The 18,143-nt window shown below is 65.1% G+C and carries 16 protein-coding genes; 5 read left to right on the forward strand and 11 right to left on the reverse strand.

What is annotated here, in order from left to right:
- Window positions 1-273 precede the first annotated feature (273 nt).
- The gene (mta, locus tag UIB01_RS17330) at window positions 274-1,932 is read right to left on the reverse strand and encodes a glucan 1,4-alpha-maltotetraohydrolase (protein ID WP_038663198.1); all 1,659 of its coding nucleotides are present in this window, start codon (window positions 1,930-1,932) and stop codon (window positions 274-276) included.
- A 388-nt stretch (window positions 1,933-2,320) separates the two neighbouring features.
- Here mta and UIB01_RS17335 point away from each other — a divergent pair, with 388 nt between their 5' ends.
- Window positions 2,321-3,613 (forward strand): maltoporin, encoded by a 1,293-nt coding sequence (locus UIB01_RS17335; RefSeq protein WP_038663200.1) that lies wholly within the window; start codon window positions 2,321-2,323, stop codon window positions 3,611-3,613.
- A 120-nt stretch (window positions 3,614-3,733) separates the two neighbouring features.
- Window positions 3,734-4,657 (forward strand): MalM family protein, encoded by a 924-nt coding sequence (locus UIB01_RS17340; RefSeq protein ID WP_038663202.1) that lies wholly within the window; start codon window positions 3,734-3,736, stop codon window positions 4,655-4,657.
- Between the two features lie 265 nt (window positions 4,658-4,922).
- Here the strand turns inward: UIB01_RS17340 and sugE are convergent, their stop codons facing one another.
- The 6 genes from sugE to zwf all read right to left on the reverse strand — a co-directional run bounded on the left by sugE (window position 4,923) and on the right by zwf (window position 11,015).
- Window positions 4,923-5,243, reverse strand: a complete 321-nt coding sequence (gene sugE / locus UIB01_RS17345; protein WP_038663204.1) for a quaternary ammonium compound efflux SMR transporter SugE — start codon at window positions 5,241-5,243, stop codon at window positions 4,923-4,925.
- A 271-nt stretch (window positions 5,244-5,514) separates the two neighbouring features.
- Window positions 5,515-6,378 carry an aldo/keto reductase gene (locus UIB01_RS17350; RefSeq protein WP_038663205.1) on the reverse strand — a complete coding sequence of 288 codons (864 nt, stop codon included), beginning with the start codon at window positions 6,376-6,378 and terminating at the stop codon, window positions 5,515-5,517.
- A 12-nt stretch (window positions 6,379-6,390) separates the two neighbouring features.
- On the reverse strand, window positions 6,391-8,019 hold the full coding sequence (locus tag UIB01_RS17355) for an NADP-dependent glyceraldehyde-3-phosphate dehydrogenase (RefSeq protein WP_038663208.1): 1,629 nt from the start codon (window positions 8,017-8,019) through the stop codon (window positions 6,391-6,393).
- Between the two features lie 70 nt (window positions 8,020-8,089).
- Window positions 8,090-8,827, reverse strand: coding sequence for a bifunctional 4-hydroxy-2-oxoglutarate aldolase/2-dehydro-3-deoxy-phosphogluconate aldolase (locus UIB01_RS17360; protein WP_038663210.1), 738 nt, complete (start codon window positions 8,825-8,827; stop codon window positions 8,090-8,092).
- A gap of 18 nt (window positions 8,828-8,845) precedes the next feature.
- Window positions 8,846-9,559 (reverse strand): 6-phosphogluconolactonase, encoded by a 714-nt coding sequence (gene pgl, locus UIB01_RS17365; RefSeq protein ID WP_038663213.1) that lies wholly within the window; start codon window positions 9,557-9,559, stop codon window positions 8,846-8,848.
- On the reverse strand, window positions 9,546-11,015 hold the full coding sequence (gene zwf / locus UIB01_RS17370; RefSeq protein WP_038663216.1) for a glucose-6-phosphate dehydrogenase: 1,470 nt from the start codon (window positions 11,013-11,015) through the stop codon (window positions 9,546-9,548). Before zwf ends, pgl begins: the two co-directional genes overlap by 14 nt.
- 171 nt (window positions 11,016-11,186) lie before the next feature.
- On the opposite strand from zwf, the gene UIB01_RS17375 reads away from it, so the two are divergent.
- Complete coding sequence (locus UIB01_RS17375) at window positions 11,187-12,056, forward strand: MurR/RpiR family transcriptional regulator (RefSeq protein ID WP_038663218.1); 870 nt, start codon at window positions 11,187-11,189, stop codon at window positions 12,054-12,056.
- A 74-nt stretch (window positions 12,057-12,130) separates the two neighbouring features.
- On the opposite strand, the gene UIB01_RS17380 is transcribed toward UIB01_RS17375, so the two are convergent.
- The 4 genes from UIB01_RS17380 to mdtD all read right to left on the reverse strand — a co-directional run bounded on the left by UIB01_RS17380 (window position 12,131) and on the right by mdtD (window position 16,931).
- Complete coding sequence (locus UIB01_RS17380) at window positions 12,131-13,090, reverse strand: glucokinase (RefSeq protein WP_038663221.1); 960 nt, start codon at window positions 13,088-13,090, stop codon at window positions 12,131-12,133.
- Window positions 13,087-14,913, reverse strand: coding sequence for a phosphogluconate dehydratase (gene edd / locus UIB01_RS17385; RefSeq protein ID WP_038663223.1), 1,827 nt, complete (start codon window positions 14,911-14,913; stop codon window positions 13,087-13,089). Before edd ends, UIB01_RS17380 begins: the two co-directional genes overlap by 4 nt.
- A gap of 97 nt (window positions 14,914-15,010) precedes the next feature.
- Window positions 15,011-15,271 (reverse strand): hypothetical protein, encoded by a 261-nt coding sequence (locus UIB01_RS17390; RefSeq protein WP_038663226.1) that lies wholly within the window; start codon window positions 15,269-15,271, stop codon window positions 15,011-15,013.
- Between the two features lie 232 nt (window positions 15,272-15,503).
- On the reverse strand, window positions 15,504-16,931 hold the full coding sequence (gene mdtD, locus UIB01_RS17395) for a multidrug transporter subunit MdtD (protein ID WP_038663229.1): 1,428 nt from the start codon (window positions 16,929-16,931) through the stop codon (window positions 15,504-15,506).
- A gap of 336 nt (window positions 16,932-17,267) precedes the next feature.
- Here mdtD and UIB01_RS17400 point away from each other — a divergent pair, with 336 nt between their 5' ends.
- Window positions 17,268-17,801, forward strand: coding sequence for an iron transporter (locus tag UIB01_RS17400; protein WP_038663231.1), 534 nt, complete (start codon window positions 17,268-17,270; stop codon window positions 17,799-17,801).
- Window positions 17,801-18,139 carry a cupredoxin domain-containing protein gene (locus tag UIB01_RS17405; RefSeq protein ID WP_015275782.1) on the forward strand — a complete coding sequence of 113 codons (339 nt, stop codon included), beginning with the start codon at window positions 17,801-17,803 and terminating at the stop codon, window positions 18,137-18,139. The genes UIB01_RS17400 and UIB01_RS17405 overlap by 1 nt, the downstream gene beginning before the upstream one ends.
- Window positions 18,140-18,143: the final 4 nt, after the last annotated feature.

An 18,143-nucleotide genomic window follows, 5' to 3' on the forward strand; every position in this document is an offset into this window, starting at 1 on the left:
CCCATTCTACGATGCGGCCAATCTCGCCCTACGCGTAAGCGTGCGACTCGCAACGGCAGTCGTCCCTGTAGGTACCAGCAGCACCTGCGCTGTCTCGCTCAAAATCCGCAGCTGGACCAGCCGCCGTAGGGTGGGCTTCAGCCCACCACAACGATCCCAGCAACAGCCACGCGGCTACCAGGAACCACGGCCGAACCCAACACAACGGTGCCGCCAACAAAAAACCCGCCTCACATAGGCGAGGCGGGCCACAGGTGCTCGTGCTTCTTAGGGCTAGAAGCGCCCGACCGTACTGGTGCCTTCGCTGGGCGTCAGGCGGTTGTTCGCCCCGCCCTGCCACTGCCGCACCAGCGTTGCGTTGGCCTCATTGCGGATCAGGCATTTCCATTCCACGTTCTGGCCGGCAGGCAGCGAGATGCTGCCTTTCCAGGTCGGGTAGCCGCTGGTATCGGTCAGGCGCACGGCCGATGTTGGGCTCCAGTTGCCAAGCTGGCTGACGTTACCGGCCGCGTAGACGCTGTCACCAGGTTGCGTCACACCGTTGTCGCAGCGGAAGTTGACGCTGACCAGGGCGCCGGGCTCACCACCACCGTTATCGCCACCGCTCCCGGCGCCGCTGCGCCATACCCGCACCTGCCCGTTGCTGGCATTGACGGCCTCGCTGAAGCTGCCGCTGGCGACCTGGCCGGGATTGCCCAGGTTGGAGTTGAGCGCCACCACTAGGGTTTGCTGGGTTCCGCTGACGGTGGCGACCAGACCACTGTAGCCTTCATGGAAGCTGATCGCCGAGTCCGCGCGCACGCCAGCCGCGCGACGCACCTGGATCAGCTGGCGGATGAAGTCACCGTAGCCCCAGTCGTACATGTGCGACCAATACACCACCGGCGTGCCGGGGCTGGTAAGGATGTAGGCGTAGGCCTGGCGGATCAGCCCGTCCTGCAGCGCCCAGTGGTGCTGCCCGCCGTTCTGCCCGGGCGAGTAGCCGGTGTCGTGGTTGTCGACAAAGGTCACCGCCACCTCGCGCCAGCGCGGGTCGGGGTTGCCGTTCAGGCCGTTCTTCCAATCGGCGATCGAGCCGTTCTGCATGCGCTCCTTGAGGGCGAAGTCGAACACCGGGCACTTGGCCCGATCGGACCAGTCCTTGATGATCTGCTGCCAGCTGGCGGTGTTGCGCCAGTCCCAGCTCGGGTATTCCGAGGGACCTTTCCACAGCTCGCCGACGCAGAAGCTGTTGTCGGCACTGTCGGTCATCCAGCTGTTGACCCGCTCCGGTGCGAAGCCGCGAACAAAATCGAAGCGAAAACCGCCGGCGCCGTACTGGCTGCGCAAATTGGCGAACTCGTCGCGGAACATGCCGTAGACCTGCGGATGGCTGGTGTTGAGGTCGGCATCGCCGCCGACGAAACGGTCGCCGTCGTCGCAGTCATTGGGATAATTGCCCGGATCGGCGCAGTCGTTGCGCCAGAAGCCCTGACCGGCCGGCAGGTTGATTTCCTTGTTCGGGTAGCCGCGGTTCATGTGGTTGGGCACCACGTCGTAGAGCACCTTCACCCCAGCACCACCCAGCGCCCCGGCGGCCTGGCGCAGCTGGGCATCGCTACCATAGCGGCCGTTCTTGTTGAAGTCGTGCCAGAAGTAACCTTCGCCGCCGCCGGACTTGCCGCCTTCGCTCCAGCTGGAGAAGTCACGCCAGGGCACCGGCATCCAGATTGACGAGAAGCCGTCGGCAGCGATGGTCGAGGCCTGTTGGCGGAGGATGTTGTACCAGTCGTTGGGCGCTTCGCGGACGACGTTCCAGTGGAAGCCCTGGAGGATGATTTCGTCGCCGCCGTGGTAGCGAACCCCGGCCGGGCTCTTGCCGGCCTGATCGGCCAATGCGGGAAACGGCAGCAGGACCGCCGCCAATACGGCGGCACGCAGGATGTGGCTCATCGCAATACTCCGGTTCTTGTGCTTGTACGGGTATCCGACGGCAAGGCCGCCAGACGAGGATGAACGCCGGCCGGGTCTTCGACCGGCAACATCCAGGCTGCCCCTGCGCGTGGTCCCCACCAACCTCCCCCATGGGCTTTGCGGCGGCGTAGTGGCCAGGCGGAAGGCCCCTGGCAATCATCTGCGCCCCTCTCGCCTCATCCACGCCCCAGGGATTACGCCGTTCTCATCCCTCGTACGCCCTCGCTCTGCGCCAGCGAATTCTTCTTCCGGGAGGATGCTGCCCCTGGCCCTATCCCCGAGGCTTTCGCCACCCAGCTGCGCCGCCCATGGCAGGCAGCTACGGCGTGATCGATTCGGCATTAACAAGAAAAACAAGGACCTCGTCATGAAGCACACCGCGCACCCTAGCTTTGCCTTCAAACCCGCCTGCATCCTCGCTGCGCTGCTGGTCAGCGCTCCGGCCCTGGCGGTCGACTTCCACGGCTACTTGCGCTCGGGCGTCGGTGCCACTGCCGGCGGCGGCGATCAGGCCTGCTTCCAGGCCGCCGGTGCACCGGCGAAATATCGTCTGGGCAACGAATGCGAAACCTACGCCGAGATCGGCCTCGGTAAGGAAGTGTGGAGCGAAGGCAACCGCAGCTTCTACGTCGACAGCATGATCGCCTACCGCTCCGACCAGGGTAACGACTGGGAAGCCACCGGCACCGACACCAACGGCGGCGAGAACAATCCCTTCGACGAGGCCGGCACCACCTCCATCCGCCAGTTCAACGTGGTCGGCAAGAACCTCATCCCGAGCCTGCCGGGCGCGGCGATCTGGGCCGGCAAGCGCTACTACAAGCGCCACGACGTGCACATCAACGACTACTACTACTGGGATGTCTCCGGCCCCGGCGCCGGCATCGAAGACATCGACCTGGGCTTCGCCAAGGCCAGCGTGGCGTGGATTCGCAACACCGACGGCGACTGGGTCTACCAGGGTTCGGGCACTGGCACCAACCTGGCCAACGACACCCTCGACTTCCGCCTCGCCGAGATCGACGTCAACCCGGGCGGCAAGCTGGAGATCGGCTACGACTACGGCAAGGCCAACCTCACCGACGAGCAGGAGCGCGACCCCGGCTACCAGGACCAGAAAGGTCATCTGGTCACCCTCGAGCACACCCAGAGCGACTGGTTCGGCGGCTACAACAAGCTCGCCCTGCAGTACGGCACCGACGGCATCATCGGCAGCAGCGGCCGCAACAACACCGGTAACAGCGACGGCAAGATGTTCCGCCTGGTCAACCAGGGCGTGGTCGGCCTGACCGACAACATCGAGATGATGTACGTGCAGATCTACGAGGACCGCGACTTCGACAACGACTCTGGGCAGACCTGGGCCAGCTTCGGTGTGCGCCCGGTGTACAAGTGGAGCGACGTGATGAGCACCGCGCTGGAGTTCGGCTATGACCGCGTTGATCCGCAGGCCGACGGCGAGCGCAGCCGCGACCTGAAGAAGCTCACCCTCGCCCAGCAGTGGTCGGCGGGCAACAGCTTCTGGGCGCGCCCGCAGATTCGCGTGTTCGCCACCTACGCCAAATGGGACGGCGGACGTTACCAGGCCGCCAGCGAGTCCATCGATGCCGGTGACGACGACGGCATCACCTTCGGCGTGCAGGCCGAGGCCTGGTGGTAAACCGCACCGTTTGAACGCCGTTGCGCCAACCGCGACGGCGCCCTTTCCGCTCCCACCGTCCTGACGGTGCCTTTGCCCCGACGCTGGCAGGTCGGGGCATTTTTTGTTCGGAGAACCATCATGCATCCCTTGTCCTTTCTTACCGCCGGGCTATTGATCCTGGCGCTCACCGGCTGCGGTAGCGAACCGCTGCGCCGGGTCGATGCCCTCACCACCAGCCCCAAGCCGCTGGAACGACCGATCGAGCAGGCACGTAGCGCGCTGGCAGCCGCCCCGACCTGCTGCAGTGGGATCGACCAGTTGCCGTACCAGCCACTCGAAGCCGGCTTCGCCGGTGACGTGCTGATCGACACCCAGGCGCCGGCTTACAGCTTCGAGACCGGCAAGAGTTTCTTCCGCGCCTTCAGCCTGCCGGCCGGCGGCCCCTCATTCGAGATCCGTCTCTACAGCCAGGCCGGCAGCAGCGTGCTGGCGCCCAACGCCATGCTGCTGGACAGCCGCATGCGCCCGACCCGACTGCTGGATGGTGACGACTTCACCTACGTGCCGCCCACCGGGCTGAAAGGCGACAGCCTCGATGCACGCATCCGCATCGACCGCTCCCAGCCTGAACACCCTGGCAACGAGCGCTACCTGATTCTCTACACCAGCGACGCACAGATGGCCGGGCAGACCGTTTTGCAGCACCCGGCAAAGGCCTATGCCAAGGCGGCGGGCAACGAGCCGCCGAGCATTCCCGATCCGGTGGCGAAGCACTCGCCCGTAGGTGTGATCCGGCTGGTGATGATTCCTGACCGTGACGCCAATGCGCCTGCCAAGGGCTACGTGCCGGGCTACAGCATCGGCCAGGAAATGGGCAACGAACTGCCCGGCACGCCGGGACCGGCAGTACTGCCAGAAACCTCGGCCTACTACCGCCAGGCGATTGATGCCGCACTGACGCAGAAGGACCTGGAACGCGCCCTGCGCCTGGCCGACGAAGCCACACGAGTGGGTGATAGCGGAGCGAAGAAGTACCTGCTGGAGCGCATCGAGATTCGCTGAACAAAACCGGCAAGTGCGCGCACCATCGCCTGCTACCACTGTAGGGTGGGCTTCAGCCCACCAATTGCAGGAGGGCCGACTCTCCCAGCCGGCCCGGTACGAACGAGACGATTCGCACATCTGCGCCATCGAAGCGGTGGATGGATAAAGCGTCATCCACCCTACGACGTCTGCTGGCACCGTATGGTGGGCTTCTGCCCACCAATTGCAGGAAGGCCGAGTGCGCAAACCGCCTTGCGCGCACGTCAGGACACGGCGCTGCGCGTCAGGCCGTCAGCTTCAACCCCACCAACCCCGCCAGCAGCAGCACGACACTGACGAGCCGCGCGGTCGAAGCACTCTCGCCGAAGATGACAATACCCAGGGCTACAGTGCCTAGCGCACCGATTCCGACCCAAATGGCATAGGCGGTACCCACCGGCAATACCTGCATTGCGCGGGCGAGAAGGAAGAAGCTACCGGCCATGGCCACTATGGTAAGCACACTGGGCAGCGGGCGGGTGAAGCCTTCGGAAGCCTTGAGGCCAATGGCCCAACCCACTTCCAGGAGGCCGGCAATGGTCAACATGATCCAGGCCGAATGCATGACGATGACTCCATCAACTGCAGGGCCGTCCCCGCACGATTCGACATGCCAGCGGGTCGTCCCGCGGCGGACGCGACCCTAGCACAGCCGCGCACCGTTTTGGACCACTCACAGCGCCCATTGATCGATAGCGTTCCTAATCGGGAAATGCCGAACCATCGCAGATGTCCGCTGTAGATGGATGAAGCGACATCCACCCTACAAACCGTCGCGTAGGGTGGAATACTGCGAAGCATTTTCCACCTCGGATAGCGGGCCGATGTCCCCTGCCTCAGGCCACCTCATGCCCGCGGGCCGCTTCGCTCAGGTAGAACCAGGCGGGACGGTCCAGCTCCAGTTCGGCGCCCAGCAGCGCCTCCTCGATCCGCTCCCAGCGCAGGCTGCCGAGGATCGGCAACGGACGACCGGGTAGCTGCCGCAGCCAGGCCAGCGCCACCTGATTGGCCGTGGCGCCCCGGTCGGCGGCGACCTCACTGAGTGCGCTGCACAAGCGCTCACCGAAACGTCCTCCGCCCATGGGCGACCAGGCCAGCACCTGCAAGCCGGCAGCCTGCAACGCATGCAGGCTGCCATCCCACACCCAGTGCTGGGCCTGCAGTGACAGCTCGATCTGGTTGCAGCGCAGCGGCACGCACTGGGCCAGTGCCTGGCAATGCAGGATGCCGGCGTTGGACAGCCCCACCCAGCCGACCTTGCCGCTGGCGATCAGGTCGTTCAGGGTGTCGGCCACCTCGTCGACCTGCAGCAGCGGGTCCGGGCGATGCAGCAGGAAACCATCGAGTCGCTCCACGCCCAGTCGCGCCAGGCTGCCGTCCACCGCCCGGCGCAGATAGCGAGCACTGGAGTCGTAATGCTTGACCCGCCAGCGCGAGCAGTCCTGCTCCGCCGGCACGATATCGGCCTTGCCGATGATCTGCAGGCGCTGGCGCAACCCGGGTGCCTGACGCAGGGCCGCGCCGAAGTGCGCCTCGCAGCGCCCGCCAGCATAGATATCGGCATGGTCGAAACCGTTCAGCCCGCGCTCGGCGCAGCGTTCGATGAACGCCAGCAGTGCCTGGGGTTCACCCAGCTCGGGGTATTCCAGCAGGCGCATCATGCCCAGCAACAGCGGCTGGGCGAGCACGGGCGAGGCCATGGCAAGGCTCCGTCAGAAGATGTAATCGGTGGTCAGGAAGCCCGAGCGACGCTCCCGGATGATGGTGTCAACCAGCTGCTTGTTGGCCTCGTTGAAACGGGTCGCCACAAGGGTGCGGATGGAGAACACCCGCAGCGCATCGTGTACCGACAGCGTTCCCTCGGCCGAATTCTTGCGGCCGTTGAACGGATAGCTATCCGGCCCGCGCTGGCACTGGGCATTGATGTTGATGCGACCGACCTGGTTGACGAAGGCATCGACCAGCTCGCCGACCTGCGCCGGATCGTTGCCGAAGATCGACAGCTGCTGGCCGTAGTCGGAGGCAGTCACATAGTCGATTACTTCCTGCAGGTCGCGGTACGGCACCACGGGCACCAGCGGGCCGAACTGCTCTTCGTGATAGACACGCATGGACGAATCAACCGGGCTCAGCACCGCCGGATGAAAGAAGGTCTGGTGCGACTCGCCGCCGCCGGCATTGACCACTCGCGCGCCCTTGGCCACGGCGTCTTCGAGCACGGCATGCAGATAATCGGTCTTGCCCGGCTCGGGCAGCGGCGTCAGCGCGACGCCGGGCTCCCAGGGCATGCCCGGCTTGAGCGCATTGACGCGAGCGGCGAAGCGTTCGAGAAAACCATCGAGCACCGCCTCGTGCACGAAGAGAATCTTCAATGCCGTGCAGCGCTGGCCGTTGAACGACAGCGCGCCGGTCACGGCCTCTTCCACCGCGTTGTCCAGATCGACCTGCGGCAGGACGATGCCCGGGTTCTTCGCATCCAGCCCCAGCGCAGCACGCAGGCGGTGCGGACGCGGGTGCAGTTTCTTCAAGTCGGCGGCGCCCTTGTGCGTGCCGATAAAGGCGAACACGTCGATCTTGCCGCTGGCCATCAGTGCGCTGACCGTCTCGCGGCCGCGACCGTAGATGACGTTGATGACCCCGGCCGGGAAGCTGTCGCGGAAGGCTTCGAGCAGCGGATGTACCAGCAGCACGCCGAACTTGGCCGGCTTGAACACCACCGTGTTGCCCATGATCAGCGCCGGGATCAGCGTGGTGAAGGTTTCGTTCAGCGGGTAGTTGTACGGTCCCATGCACAGCGCCACGCCCATCGGCACCCGACGGATCTGCCCCAAAGTACCCTGCTCCAGTTCGAAGCGGCTGGAGCTACGGTCCAGCTCCTTCAGTGCGTGGATGGTGTCGACGATGTAATCGCAGGTGCGGTCGAATTCCTTTTCGGAATCCTTGAGGTTCTTGCCAATCTCCCACATCAGCAGCTTGACCACCGCCTCGCGCTGCTCGCGCATGCGCGCCAGGAAGGCCTCCACATGGGCGATGCGCTCAGCCACGCGCATGGTCGGCCAGGCGCCGCGGCCGTTATCGTAAGCGGCGACGGCGGCGTCCAATGCGCGTAGCGCGGCGTCGGCATCCAGCAGCGGCGTACTGCCAAGGACTACCTGGCGCTCGCTGCCGTCCGCCTCGCGCAGGAACACCGGGCTGCGTACCTCGGCCAAAGGACCGTCCCAGTTCATCAGCTCGCCATCGACCAGATAATCGCGCTGCGTAACCGGTGCATCCGGACGATAGGCCTCGGGAATCTCATCCAGACGGGGGAAAAGCTCGGAAAGCGGGCGCGCGTTGCTCATGCAACCTCCAGGTAGCGAGAAGATGGGGAAGATGCGGCGGGCCTTCGCCCGCCGCGAGGGGATGGGACGATTACAGCTCGCGCTGCTCGGCACGCTCGGCGCGCAGGTCGAAGTCGCGCGGCAGTTCGGCTGCCGACGCGCTGTCCAGCGCCTGCAGGGCCTGGCGCGTGGCGCTTTCGATGGCGGCCCAGTCGCCGGCTCGCACGGCCTTGGCATCGACCATCCAGGTACCGCCGACACACATCACATTGGTCAGGGCCAGGTAGTCCCGCGCGTTGCGCGCATTGACACCACCGGTCGGGCAGAAACGGATGTCACCGAACGGCCCGCCCAGCGCCTTGAGCGCCGCCACGCCGCCACAGATCTCGGCGGGGAACAGCTTGAAGCGGCGATAGCCCATGGCATAGCCGAGCATGATTTCCGAAGCGCTGGCGACGCCTGGCAGCAGCGGTAGCGGGCCCTGCAAGGCGGCTTCAAGCAACGCCGGCGTGCTGCCGGGCGAGACGATGAACTGTGCACCAGCGGCCTCGGCCTGCTCGAGCATGTTGGCGTCGAGCACGGTGCCGGCGCCGACGATCAGCTCCGGACGCTGCTCGCGCAGCAGGCGAATGGCGCCCAGGCCCAGCGCCGAACGCAGGGTGATTTCGAGCACGCGCAGGCCACCGGCGGCCAGAGCATCGGCCAGCGGCAGAATGTCCGCCTCACGCTCGATGGTGATCACCGGCAGGATGCGCGCAGCGCTGCACCACTTGTCGATCAGGGCGATCTTGTCGTTCATGGCGTCGGCGCTGGTTTGGATAGATGTCATGGATAATTCCTTGCGGCCTCAGGGGCACCAGTAGATTTCGAGGGGACGGGCGAGGAAGGCGCGAATCGGCATCGCTTCGTGGGGCTCGCCAGCCAGGGCCTGATTGAGCGTGGCCAGCTTGCCCGGGCCGTGCAGAGCGAGCAGCGTCAGGCGGGCGCTGGCCAGCAGCGACAGGCTCATACTCAGGCGCTGGCGCGGCACAGTTGGCGCCTGCATCGGCAGGCAGCGCCGCGTACCACGCGGGTCGAGCGCCTGCTGCAGATTCGGGCTCTCCGGGAACAGCGAGGCTGTGTGGCCGTCCTCGCCCATGCCCAGCACCAGCACGTCGATCGGCGGCAGCTCGGCCAATACGGCGTCGGCGCGTTCGGCGGCCTCTTCCAGACTCGCCGCGCTCTGGTACAGGCCAACCAGGCGTGCCGCGGCGGCCGGCCCCTGCAACAGATGGCGACGCAGCAGGCCTTCGTTGCTGTCGGGATGGCTGACCGGCACCCAGCGCTCGTCGGCGAGGCTGACGGTGACCTTGGCCCAATCCAGTTCCTGCTGCGCCAGGCGCTCGAAGAAGGCGATCGGGCTGCGGCCGCCGGAAACCACCAGGGTCGCCGCGCCACGTTCGGCAATCGCGCTGCGCAGGGCATTGCTCACGGTCAGCGCCAGTTCGCCGGCCAGCTGCTCGGCGTCACCGAGGCTGAAACCCAGGGTCTGCACCGGCAGATCGAGATTAGAGATCGTCATACCAACTCCTGCCATCACGGCTGATCAGGGCAATCGAGGCAGCCGGTCCCCAGCTGCCTGCTGCATAAGGTTTGGGCGGGGCGCCGACGCGCTGCCAGCCGTCGATCAGCTGGTCGCACCACTTCCAGGCGTATTCGATTTCGTCCTTGCGCACGAAGAGGTTCTGGTTGCCCTTCATCACTTCGAGCAACAGTCGCTCGTAGGCATCGGGGATGCGCGGGCTCTTGTAGGTTTCCGAGAAATTCAGCTGCAACGGGCCGCTGCGCAGCTGCATGCCCTTGTCCAGGCCCTGGTCCTTGGTCATCACCAGCAGCGAAATGCCCTCCTGCGGCTGCAGGCGGATGATCAGCTTGTTGCCGATCAGCTGGCGCTGCTCCGGGGCAAAGATGTAGTGCGGCGGTGCCTTGAAGTGGATAACGATCTGCGAGAGCTTCTGCGGCATGCGCTTGCCGGTACGCAGGTAGAACGGCACGCCGGCCCAGCGCCAGTTACAGATTTCCGCCCGCAGCGCGACGAAGGTTTCGGTGTCGCTCTGGGTGTTGGAGTTTTCTTCCTCCAGATAGCCCGGCACGTGGCGGCCAAGAATGCTGCCGGCGACGTACTGGCCGCGCACCAGCTGCTGACCAAGATGCTCCGGCGCAATCGGCGCCAGCGCCTTGAGCACCTTGACCTTCTCGTCGCGGATGCTGTCGGCCGAGAGGTCGCTGGGCGGGTCCATGGCGATCAGGCAGAGCAGCTGCAGCAGGTGGTTCTGGATCATATCGCGCAGCTGGCCGGCCTGGTCGAAGTAGCCCCAGCGGCCTTCGATGCCGACGGTTTCGGCAACGGTGATCTCCACGTGGGAGATGTGATTCTGGTTCCACTGGGTTTCGAACAGGCTGTTGGCGAAACGCAGGGCGATCAGGTTCTGCACCGTGTCCTTGCCCAGGTAATGGTCGATGCGATAGGTGCGGTCTTCCGGGAAGAAGCGCGCCACCGCGTCGTTCACTTCGCGGGACGACTCCAGGTCGTGGCCGATGGGCTTTTCCAGCACTACGCGGGTGCGCTCGGCCAGGCCCGCCTCGGCCAGCCCGGCGCAGATCGCACCGTAGACTGATGCCGGGGTAGCGAAGAACGCGACGATGCTTTCCGCGTTGCCGGCCTTGTCCGCCAGCGCGGCGAAATCCTCGGCGCGGCGGAAATCCATGCTCAGGTAGTCCAGGCGCGCCATGAAGCGCTGCAGCACGGCGTCATCGAGGTCGCGTTCGCCTACGTGGCGGCGCAGATGCTCTTCGATCATCGCCAGATGGCTTGCCGCCTCGCCGCTCTCACGAGCCAGCGCGAGCAGGCGCGTTTCGGTTGGCAGCAGACCGGCGCGATCGAGCTGATAGAGCGCGGGGAACAGCTTGCGCAGGGCCAGATCACCGAGGGCGCCGAACAGCGCCAGGGTGCAGGGTTCGACAGATAGTGGCGTCATGATGTTTGTTCTTCTACTAAAACTGCACTATGAATACACGGCGATGCCCTGTTATTCAAGTTCAATGTAGTAATAAAAACAACATTTACTGCAAAACAAGATTCCTATGGTCGCTCCGCATCTCGCTCAGTAGCATAGGCGACCCCTTTGGCAAGCCGCATCAGGACTGACATGGACCGCGTACACAACCTGCTCGAGCAGATCCAGCGCCGCATCGAAGACCTCAACAAGGCCGAGCGCAAGGTCGCCGAGGTGATCCTGCGCAATCCGCAGCAGGCCACCCGCTTCAGTATCGCCACCCTGGCGCAGACCGCGCAGGTCAGCGAGCCGACAGTGAATCGCTTCTGTCGCTCGTTCGGCGTCAGCGGTTATCCGGAACTGAAGATGCAGCTGGCGCAAAGCCTGGCCAGCGGCGCCGCCTACGTCAGCCAGGCGGTGGAGCCCAACGACGGCCCCGCGGAATACACGCGCAAGATTTTCGGCTCGGCCATCGCCTCGCTGGACAGCGCCTGCCAGAGCCTCGATCCGCAGCTGGTCAGCCGCGCCGTCGACCTGATGATCCAGGCCCGGCAGATCCACTTCTTCGGCCTCGGCGCCTCAGCCTCGGTGGCGCTGGATGCGCAGCACAAATTCTTCCGCTTCAACCTGGCAGTGACCGCGCATTCGGACGTGCTGATGCAGCGCATGCTGGCCTCGGTGGCGCATACCGGCGAGCTGTTCGTGATCATTTCCTACACCGGGCGCACCCGCGAACTGGTGGAGGTGGCACGTATCGCGCGACAGAACGGCGCCTCGGTACTCGGCCTGACCGCCGCCGGCTCGCCGCTCGCGCAGGCCAGCACGCTGAGCCTGAACATTCCGCTGCCCGAGGACACCGACATCTACATGCCGATGACCTCGCGCATCATCCAGCTCACCGTGCTCGATGTGCTCGCCACCGGCATGACCCTGCGCCGCGGCGTGGATTTCCAGCCGCACCTGCGCAAGGTGAAGGAAAGCCTCAATGCCAGCCGCTACCCGGCGGATGAAGAGCCGGGCTAAAGCAACCGCGCCGACACGAGACGGGGATGTTGCTATAACAACATCCCGCCATCATCACGCCCAATACCGCCAGATCAGCGTGCCAGCGCCTGCTCCAGCGCCACCCCGGCGCCTTCCAACCCCGGATAGTCAGCGGTAACCAGCCACACCGGCACATCGCCGAGATAGCCGCTCATGCAGCCCTTGCTGGCGAAGCCGCGGGCAAAACCACTGGCCGCGAAGAAATCGGCGAAACGCGGCACCACACCACCGACGATATACACCCCACCGCGCGCGCCGAGCGTGAGCACGTTGTTGCCGGCAACCCGCCCGAGCCACACGCAGAACTGCTCCAGGGTCGCCACCGCGACATGATCACCAGCGAGTGCGGCCGCCGTGACCTCAGCCGGCGATGCCAGTCGCGGCGTCAAACCGGCCAGGGCGCAGACCGCCCGGTAGAGCAGCAACAGGCCACCGCCGCTGAGCACGTCTTCGGCACGCACGTGGCCAAGCTGGGCGAACAGCATCTGCCACAGCGCCGCTTCGTGCGCATCTGCCACGGGCAGGTCGACATGCCCACCCTCCCCCGGCAACGCACGCCAGCTGCCACCACCCAAGGGTAGCAACCCGGCAACGCCAAGCCCGGTGCCCGGCCCGATGACCAGTGCCGGCGCATCGGGCTCGGCCTCGCCAGCACAGATCATGCGGCGCCCCGCTTCGCCTACCCGCGTCATACCCAGCGCCATCGCGGCGAAGTCGTTGATCAACAGCAGCTCGTCCATCTGCAGGCCGCCGCAGAAATCGCTTCGCGTCAGCCGCCAGTGGTTGTTGGTGAAAGTGAATTGCTCGCCTTTGACCGGCCCCGCGCAGGCCAAACAGGCTGCCTCGACGCTGCCCGGCGCCAGGCCGAGGGATGCCAGGTAATACTCAACCGCCATTTCGGGCGTGGCGAAATCCGCCGCCGCCAGCACCCGTACCGACTCCAGCCGCGAGTCGCGCCACAGCGCGAAGCGCGCATTGGTGCCGCCGATATCGCCGACCAGCGCCAGCCTCATCGCAGCGCCTCCAGCCCAGCAGTGAACACGCTGGCGCCCTGCTCGGCGGAGCTGAACGCCGAGCGCATGAAGCCAAACAGCTCGCGCCCGCAACCCTGCACCTGCGCCGCAGGGGCCGCTGCCGGGGCACGATCGGCCAGCTCGGCGGCATCGACCAGCACCTCAAGCACGCCGCTCTGCCCATCCACGCGCAGCAGATCGCCGTCACGCACACGCGCCAGCGGGCCGCCATCGATTGCCTCGGGACATACATGGATCGCCGCCGGCACCTTGCCCGACGCACCGGACATGCGCCCGTCGGTGACCAGCGCGACCTTGAAACCACGGTCCTGCAACAGACTGAGATAGGGCGTCAGCTTGTGCAACTCGGGCATGCCGTTGGCACGCGGCCCCTGGAAGCGCACCACCGCAACGACATCGCGCTCCAGCTCGCCCGCCTTGAATGCCTCGACCAACTCCAGCTGATCGGCGAAGACCCGCGCCGGCGCCTCCACGACGCGGTGTTCGGGCGCCACAGCAGACACCTTCATCACACCACGACCGAGATTGCCGCTCATCACCCGCAGACCGCCCTCGGCAGAGAACGGCCGTGCAACCGGCCGCAGGAGGCTTTCGTCCAGGCTCGCCGCAGCGCCTTCACGCCAGGTCAATCGCCCCCCTCCGAGGAAGGGCTCCTGGGTATAGCGACTGAGGCCACGACCCATCACGGTATGCACATCTTCATGCAGCAGGCCGGCCGCGAGCAGCTCGCGCACCAGCACCGCCACACCACCCGCAGCGTGGAAATGATTGATGTCGGCCGAGCCGTTGGGATAGACCCGCGCCAGCGTCGGCACCACGGCGGAGAGGTCGGCCATATCCTGCCAGCTCAGCTGGATGCCCGCCGCCTGGGCGATTGCCGGCATGTGCAGGGTGTGGTTGGTCGAACCGCCGGTGGCATGCAGCGCGACGATGGCGTTGACCAGCACGCGCTCGTCGACCAGTTCACCCAACGGCGTGAAGCTGCCGCCCTGTGGCGTCAGTCGAGTGACCTGGCGCGCGGCCTCGGCAGTCAGCGCATCGCGCAGTGGCGTGCCCGGGTTGACGAAGGACGAGCCCGGCAGATGCAGGCCCATCACTTCCATCAGCATCTGATTGGTGTTGGCGGTGCCGTAGAAGGTGCAGGTGCCAGGGCTGTGATAGGCCTGCATTTCCGCCGCCAGCAGCTCATCGCGACTGGCCTTGCCTTCGGCATAGCGCTGGCGTACCGCGGCCTTGTCCTTGTTGGCCAGACCGGACGGCATCGGCCCGGCCGGCACGAACATGGCGGGCAGATGACCGAAGCGCAGCGCGCCGATCAGCAACCCGGGAACGATCTTGTCGCAGATGCCGAGCAGCAGCGCCGCATCGAACAGGTTGTGCGACAGCGCCACCGCAGTGCTCATGGCGATCACCTCGCGGCTGGCGATAGCCAGTTCCATGCCGGGCTCGCCCTGAGTGACACCATCACACATCGCCGGTACGCCGCCCGCCACCTGGCCCACCGAGCCGATCTCGCGCAGTGCCTGGCGCAGGCGCTCGGGGTAATCCTCGTAGGGCTGGTGCGCCGAAAGCATGTCGTTGTAGGCGGTGACGATGGCGACATTGGCCGCATCCGGCAACCGCAGGCGCTGCTTGTCCTGCGCGCCGCAACCGGCAACGCCATGAGCGAAGTTCGCGCATTGCGCCCCGTTGCGTGCGGGCCCGGTACTGGCAGCGCCACGAATCATGGCGAGATAGGCTTCGCGCGTCGGGCGGCTGCGCTCGATCAGGCGCTGGGTGACTTCAACGACTACGGGATGCATGAAACCTCCTATTTGTAGTTTTTATAAACAATAGGTCGGAATCATAACGGCGAATCAGGCGCTTTCGAAGAAATATGTTTGTTTAAACAACAAACAATCAGCCACGCAACAATTCCAGCTGACGACGCAGCTGGGCAGCCTGGGCCTTTTCCGCCCGCAGCCCGGAAGTCAGCTCAGCCTTTTCCTGTTCCAGTTGGACGATCACCTGGCCTAGCTCGTCCAGCAGCTCGCGCAGCACCGCTAGCTCACGGCCCTGGCTCTGCCGCCCCATCCATAGCAACCAGAGCACTACCATTAGCACCATCACACCGCACAACGAGGTGCCGATCAGCAGCCAGGCCAGGCTCATTGCATTCATCGTTTCGCTCCTTTGATTGCGGCGCAGTGCCGCTTCCAGAGCTTTAACGATATGTAGCTTATGATTACAGGTCGATAATGTTTACTTGCACAGGTAAACAATTGCAGCAGGTCATTGCCGCCATCAGATCACAGAGGATGGCCACGTACCACGCACGCCGTCCGGCGATGTGCCAGCATGACGCAGTAGCATCGCTACTACCTGTCGTGTTTTATTACAGGTCAGCAAAGAACTACTCGCTGACGTCCACCGGCCGCCGCACATCATCGTCGTGGACAGGGTCGCGCTGCTCCAGTTGCAGGAACAACGCGGCGGCGAGCATCGCCATGCCGCCGACACAGAGAAACGTCAGCTGGAATGCCCGCAGCACCTCGCTGTCCTGCGCGTCAGCCACGGTGAAGCCACCCAGCAGCGCGCCGGCAGTGGCCACGCCGAGGCTCATCGACAGCTGCACCACCACCGACAGCATGCTGTTGCCGCTGCTCGCGTCCGCATGGCTGAGGCCGACTAGCGTGACGGTATTCATCGCGGTGAACTGCATGGAGTTGACCATACCGATCAATCCGAAGTGCACCAGCAGCAGCCAGGTCGGCGTTTGCGTATCGATGGTCGCCAGGCTGGCGATCAGGCAACCGAGCAGCAGCGTATTGCCGATCAGCAGACGGCGGTAACCGAGGCGGTCGATGATCGGCTTGGCCAGGGATTTGACGGCCATCGCACCCAGCGCCAGCGGGATCATGCTCATCCCGGCCTGCGCCGGCGAATAGCCCAGCGCCACCTGCAGCAGCAATGGCAGCAGGAACGGCAGCGCACCACCACCCAGGCGGGCGAACAGGTTGCCGAAGATACCCACGGCAAAGCTGCGCGTATGGAACAGCTTGGGGCTGAACAGCGGCGCATCGATGCGCCCGGCGCGCAGCCAATAGGCCGCCATGCAGGCCGCACCAGCGAACAGCAGCAGCATCACGCGGGCATGCGACATGTGCATATGGCCTAGCCCTTCCAGCGCAATGGTGACCAGCACCATCGCCGCGCCGAACAGCACGAAGCCCAGCGTATCGAAACGCACCCGCTCGGGCCCCTTGAGATCCGGCATGAAGCGCAGCGCAGCGATGCAGCCGATCACGCCCACCGGCAAGTTGATCAGGAAGATCCAGTGCCAGGAGGCGTACTCCACCAGCCAGCCGCCCAGGGTCGGACCGAGCAGCGGACCAACCAGCCCCGGCAGCGCGATAAAGGCCATGATCCGCACGAAGTCGCTGCGCGGAAATGCGCGCAGCACCACCAGGCGCCCCACCGGCAGCATCAGCGCACCGCCCAGCCCCTGCAGCACACGGGACGCCACCAACTGGTTGAAGCTGGTGGACAGCGCGCAGAACAGCGAGCCCACCGAGAACAGCACGATGGCGGTAACGAAGATGCGCCGGCTGCCGAAGCGGTCGGCAATCCAGCCGGACGCCGGAATCAGCAGCGCCACGGTGAGCATGTAGGCGATCACCACGCCCTGCATGCGCAATGGATTCTCTGCCAGATCACGCGCCATGGCTGGCAGCGCGGTATTGAGAATGGTGCCGTCCAGCGTCTGCATGAAGAAGGCGATGGCCACCAGCCACGGCAGTATCCGCGCGGTGCGGGCATCGAGAGCTACGGGCGGTTGCATGAAGTCCCCGGAAACGAAAGGTGCATCATCTTAGAGGATTCCCTCGGCGACGGTTCGCGCTGCCACGGCTCCCCAGCGCGCCGTTCGCTCTGCCGGTAAGCGATTGGCAGCAGAACTGCCTGCCGCGCGAGACGGAATCAGTGCCGCGACGACTCCTGTGACGACCGGTCGCAGATTGCCTGCCGACACCCGCCAGCAGGGAGCTGCAGCGACATACGGACTTGCATACAGCCAGCGGTAACAAAATATTTCTTGGGAAATTGACGCGAATCATTATCATTCGGAAGCGCAAGTGCGATCTTCTCTCCGTCCTTTTCTGCTCTACCGGAGGCTTCAATGCGCATCCCCGCCACACTGGCCATCACCACCCTGCTGCTCACCCCGCCCGCCCAGGCGAAGGAATACCCCATCGGCGAACCGCAGCAGTGCGGCGGCATGGAGGTCGGAGCGGTGTATCTGCAGCCGGTCGAAATGGACCCGCCGGGCATGATGCGCGCCGCCGCCGACTCCGACGTGCACCTTGAAGCCGACATTAGCGCCACCGAAGACAACCGCAACGGTTGGCAGGAAGGCAGCTTCGTCCCTTACCTGAGTATCCACTACACGCTGCGCAAGAAAGGCTCCGACGAAGTGGTCGAAGGCGACTTCCATCCGATGGTGGCCAATGACGGGCCGCACTACGGCGACAACGTCAAGCTGCTCGGCCCCGGCAAGTACCAGCTGACCTACAAGATCCTGCCGCCGGGCTCCGGCCATGCCATGTTCGGTCGCCACACCGACAAGGAAACCGGCGTCGCCCCCTGGTTCGAAGGCTGCGAGCTGAACTACGAGTTCACCTACGCCGGCATCGGCAAGAAAGGGGGCTACTGATGCGTCGCGCCGGGCAAGCGCTGCTCGGCGTGCTGCCGCTGCTGTTCGGGCTTGCGGGCCCGGCTCAGGCAGCGCTGCCGACGTACGAGCTGACCATCCGTGACGGGCACTTCGAGCCGGCGACCATCGAGGTGCCGGCTCGTCAGCGCTTCAAGATCATCGTGCACAACGCCGGCAGCGGGCCGACGGAGTTCGAAAGCACGCCGCTGCGCGTCGAGAAGGTGCTGTCACCCGGCGTGACCTCCTTCGTCGTGATCCACCCGCTCAAGCCAGGTCGCTATCCGTTCTTCGACGAATTCCATATGGATCTTCCCGAAGGCGAGATCATCGCCAAGTAGTTGC

Origin of the sequence: Stutzerimonas decontaminans (assembly GCF_000661915.1) — a bacterium.
In the GTDB taxonomy this organism is placed as follows: domain Bacteria; phylum Pseudomonadota; class Gammaproteobacteria; order Pseudomonadales; family Pseudomonadaceae; genus Stutzerimonas; species Stutzerimonas decontaminans.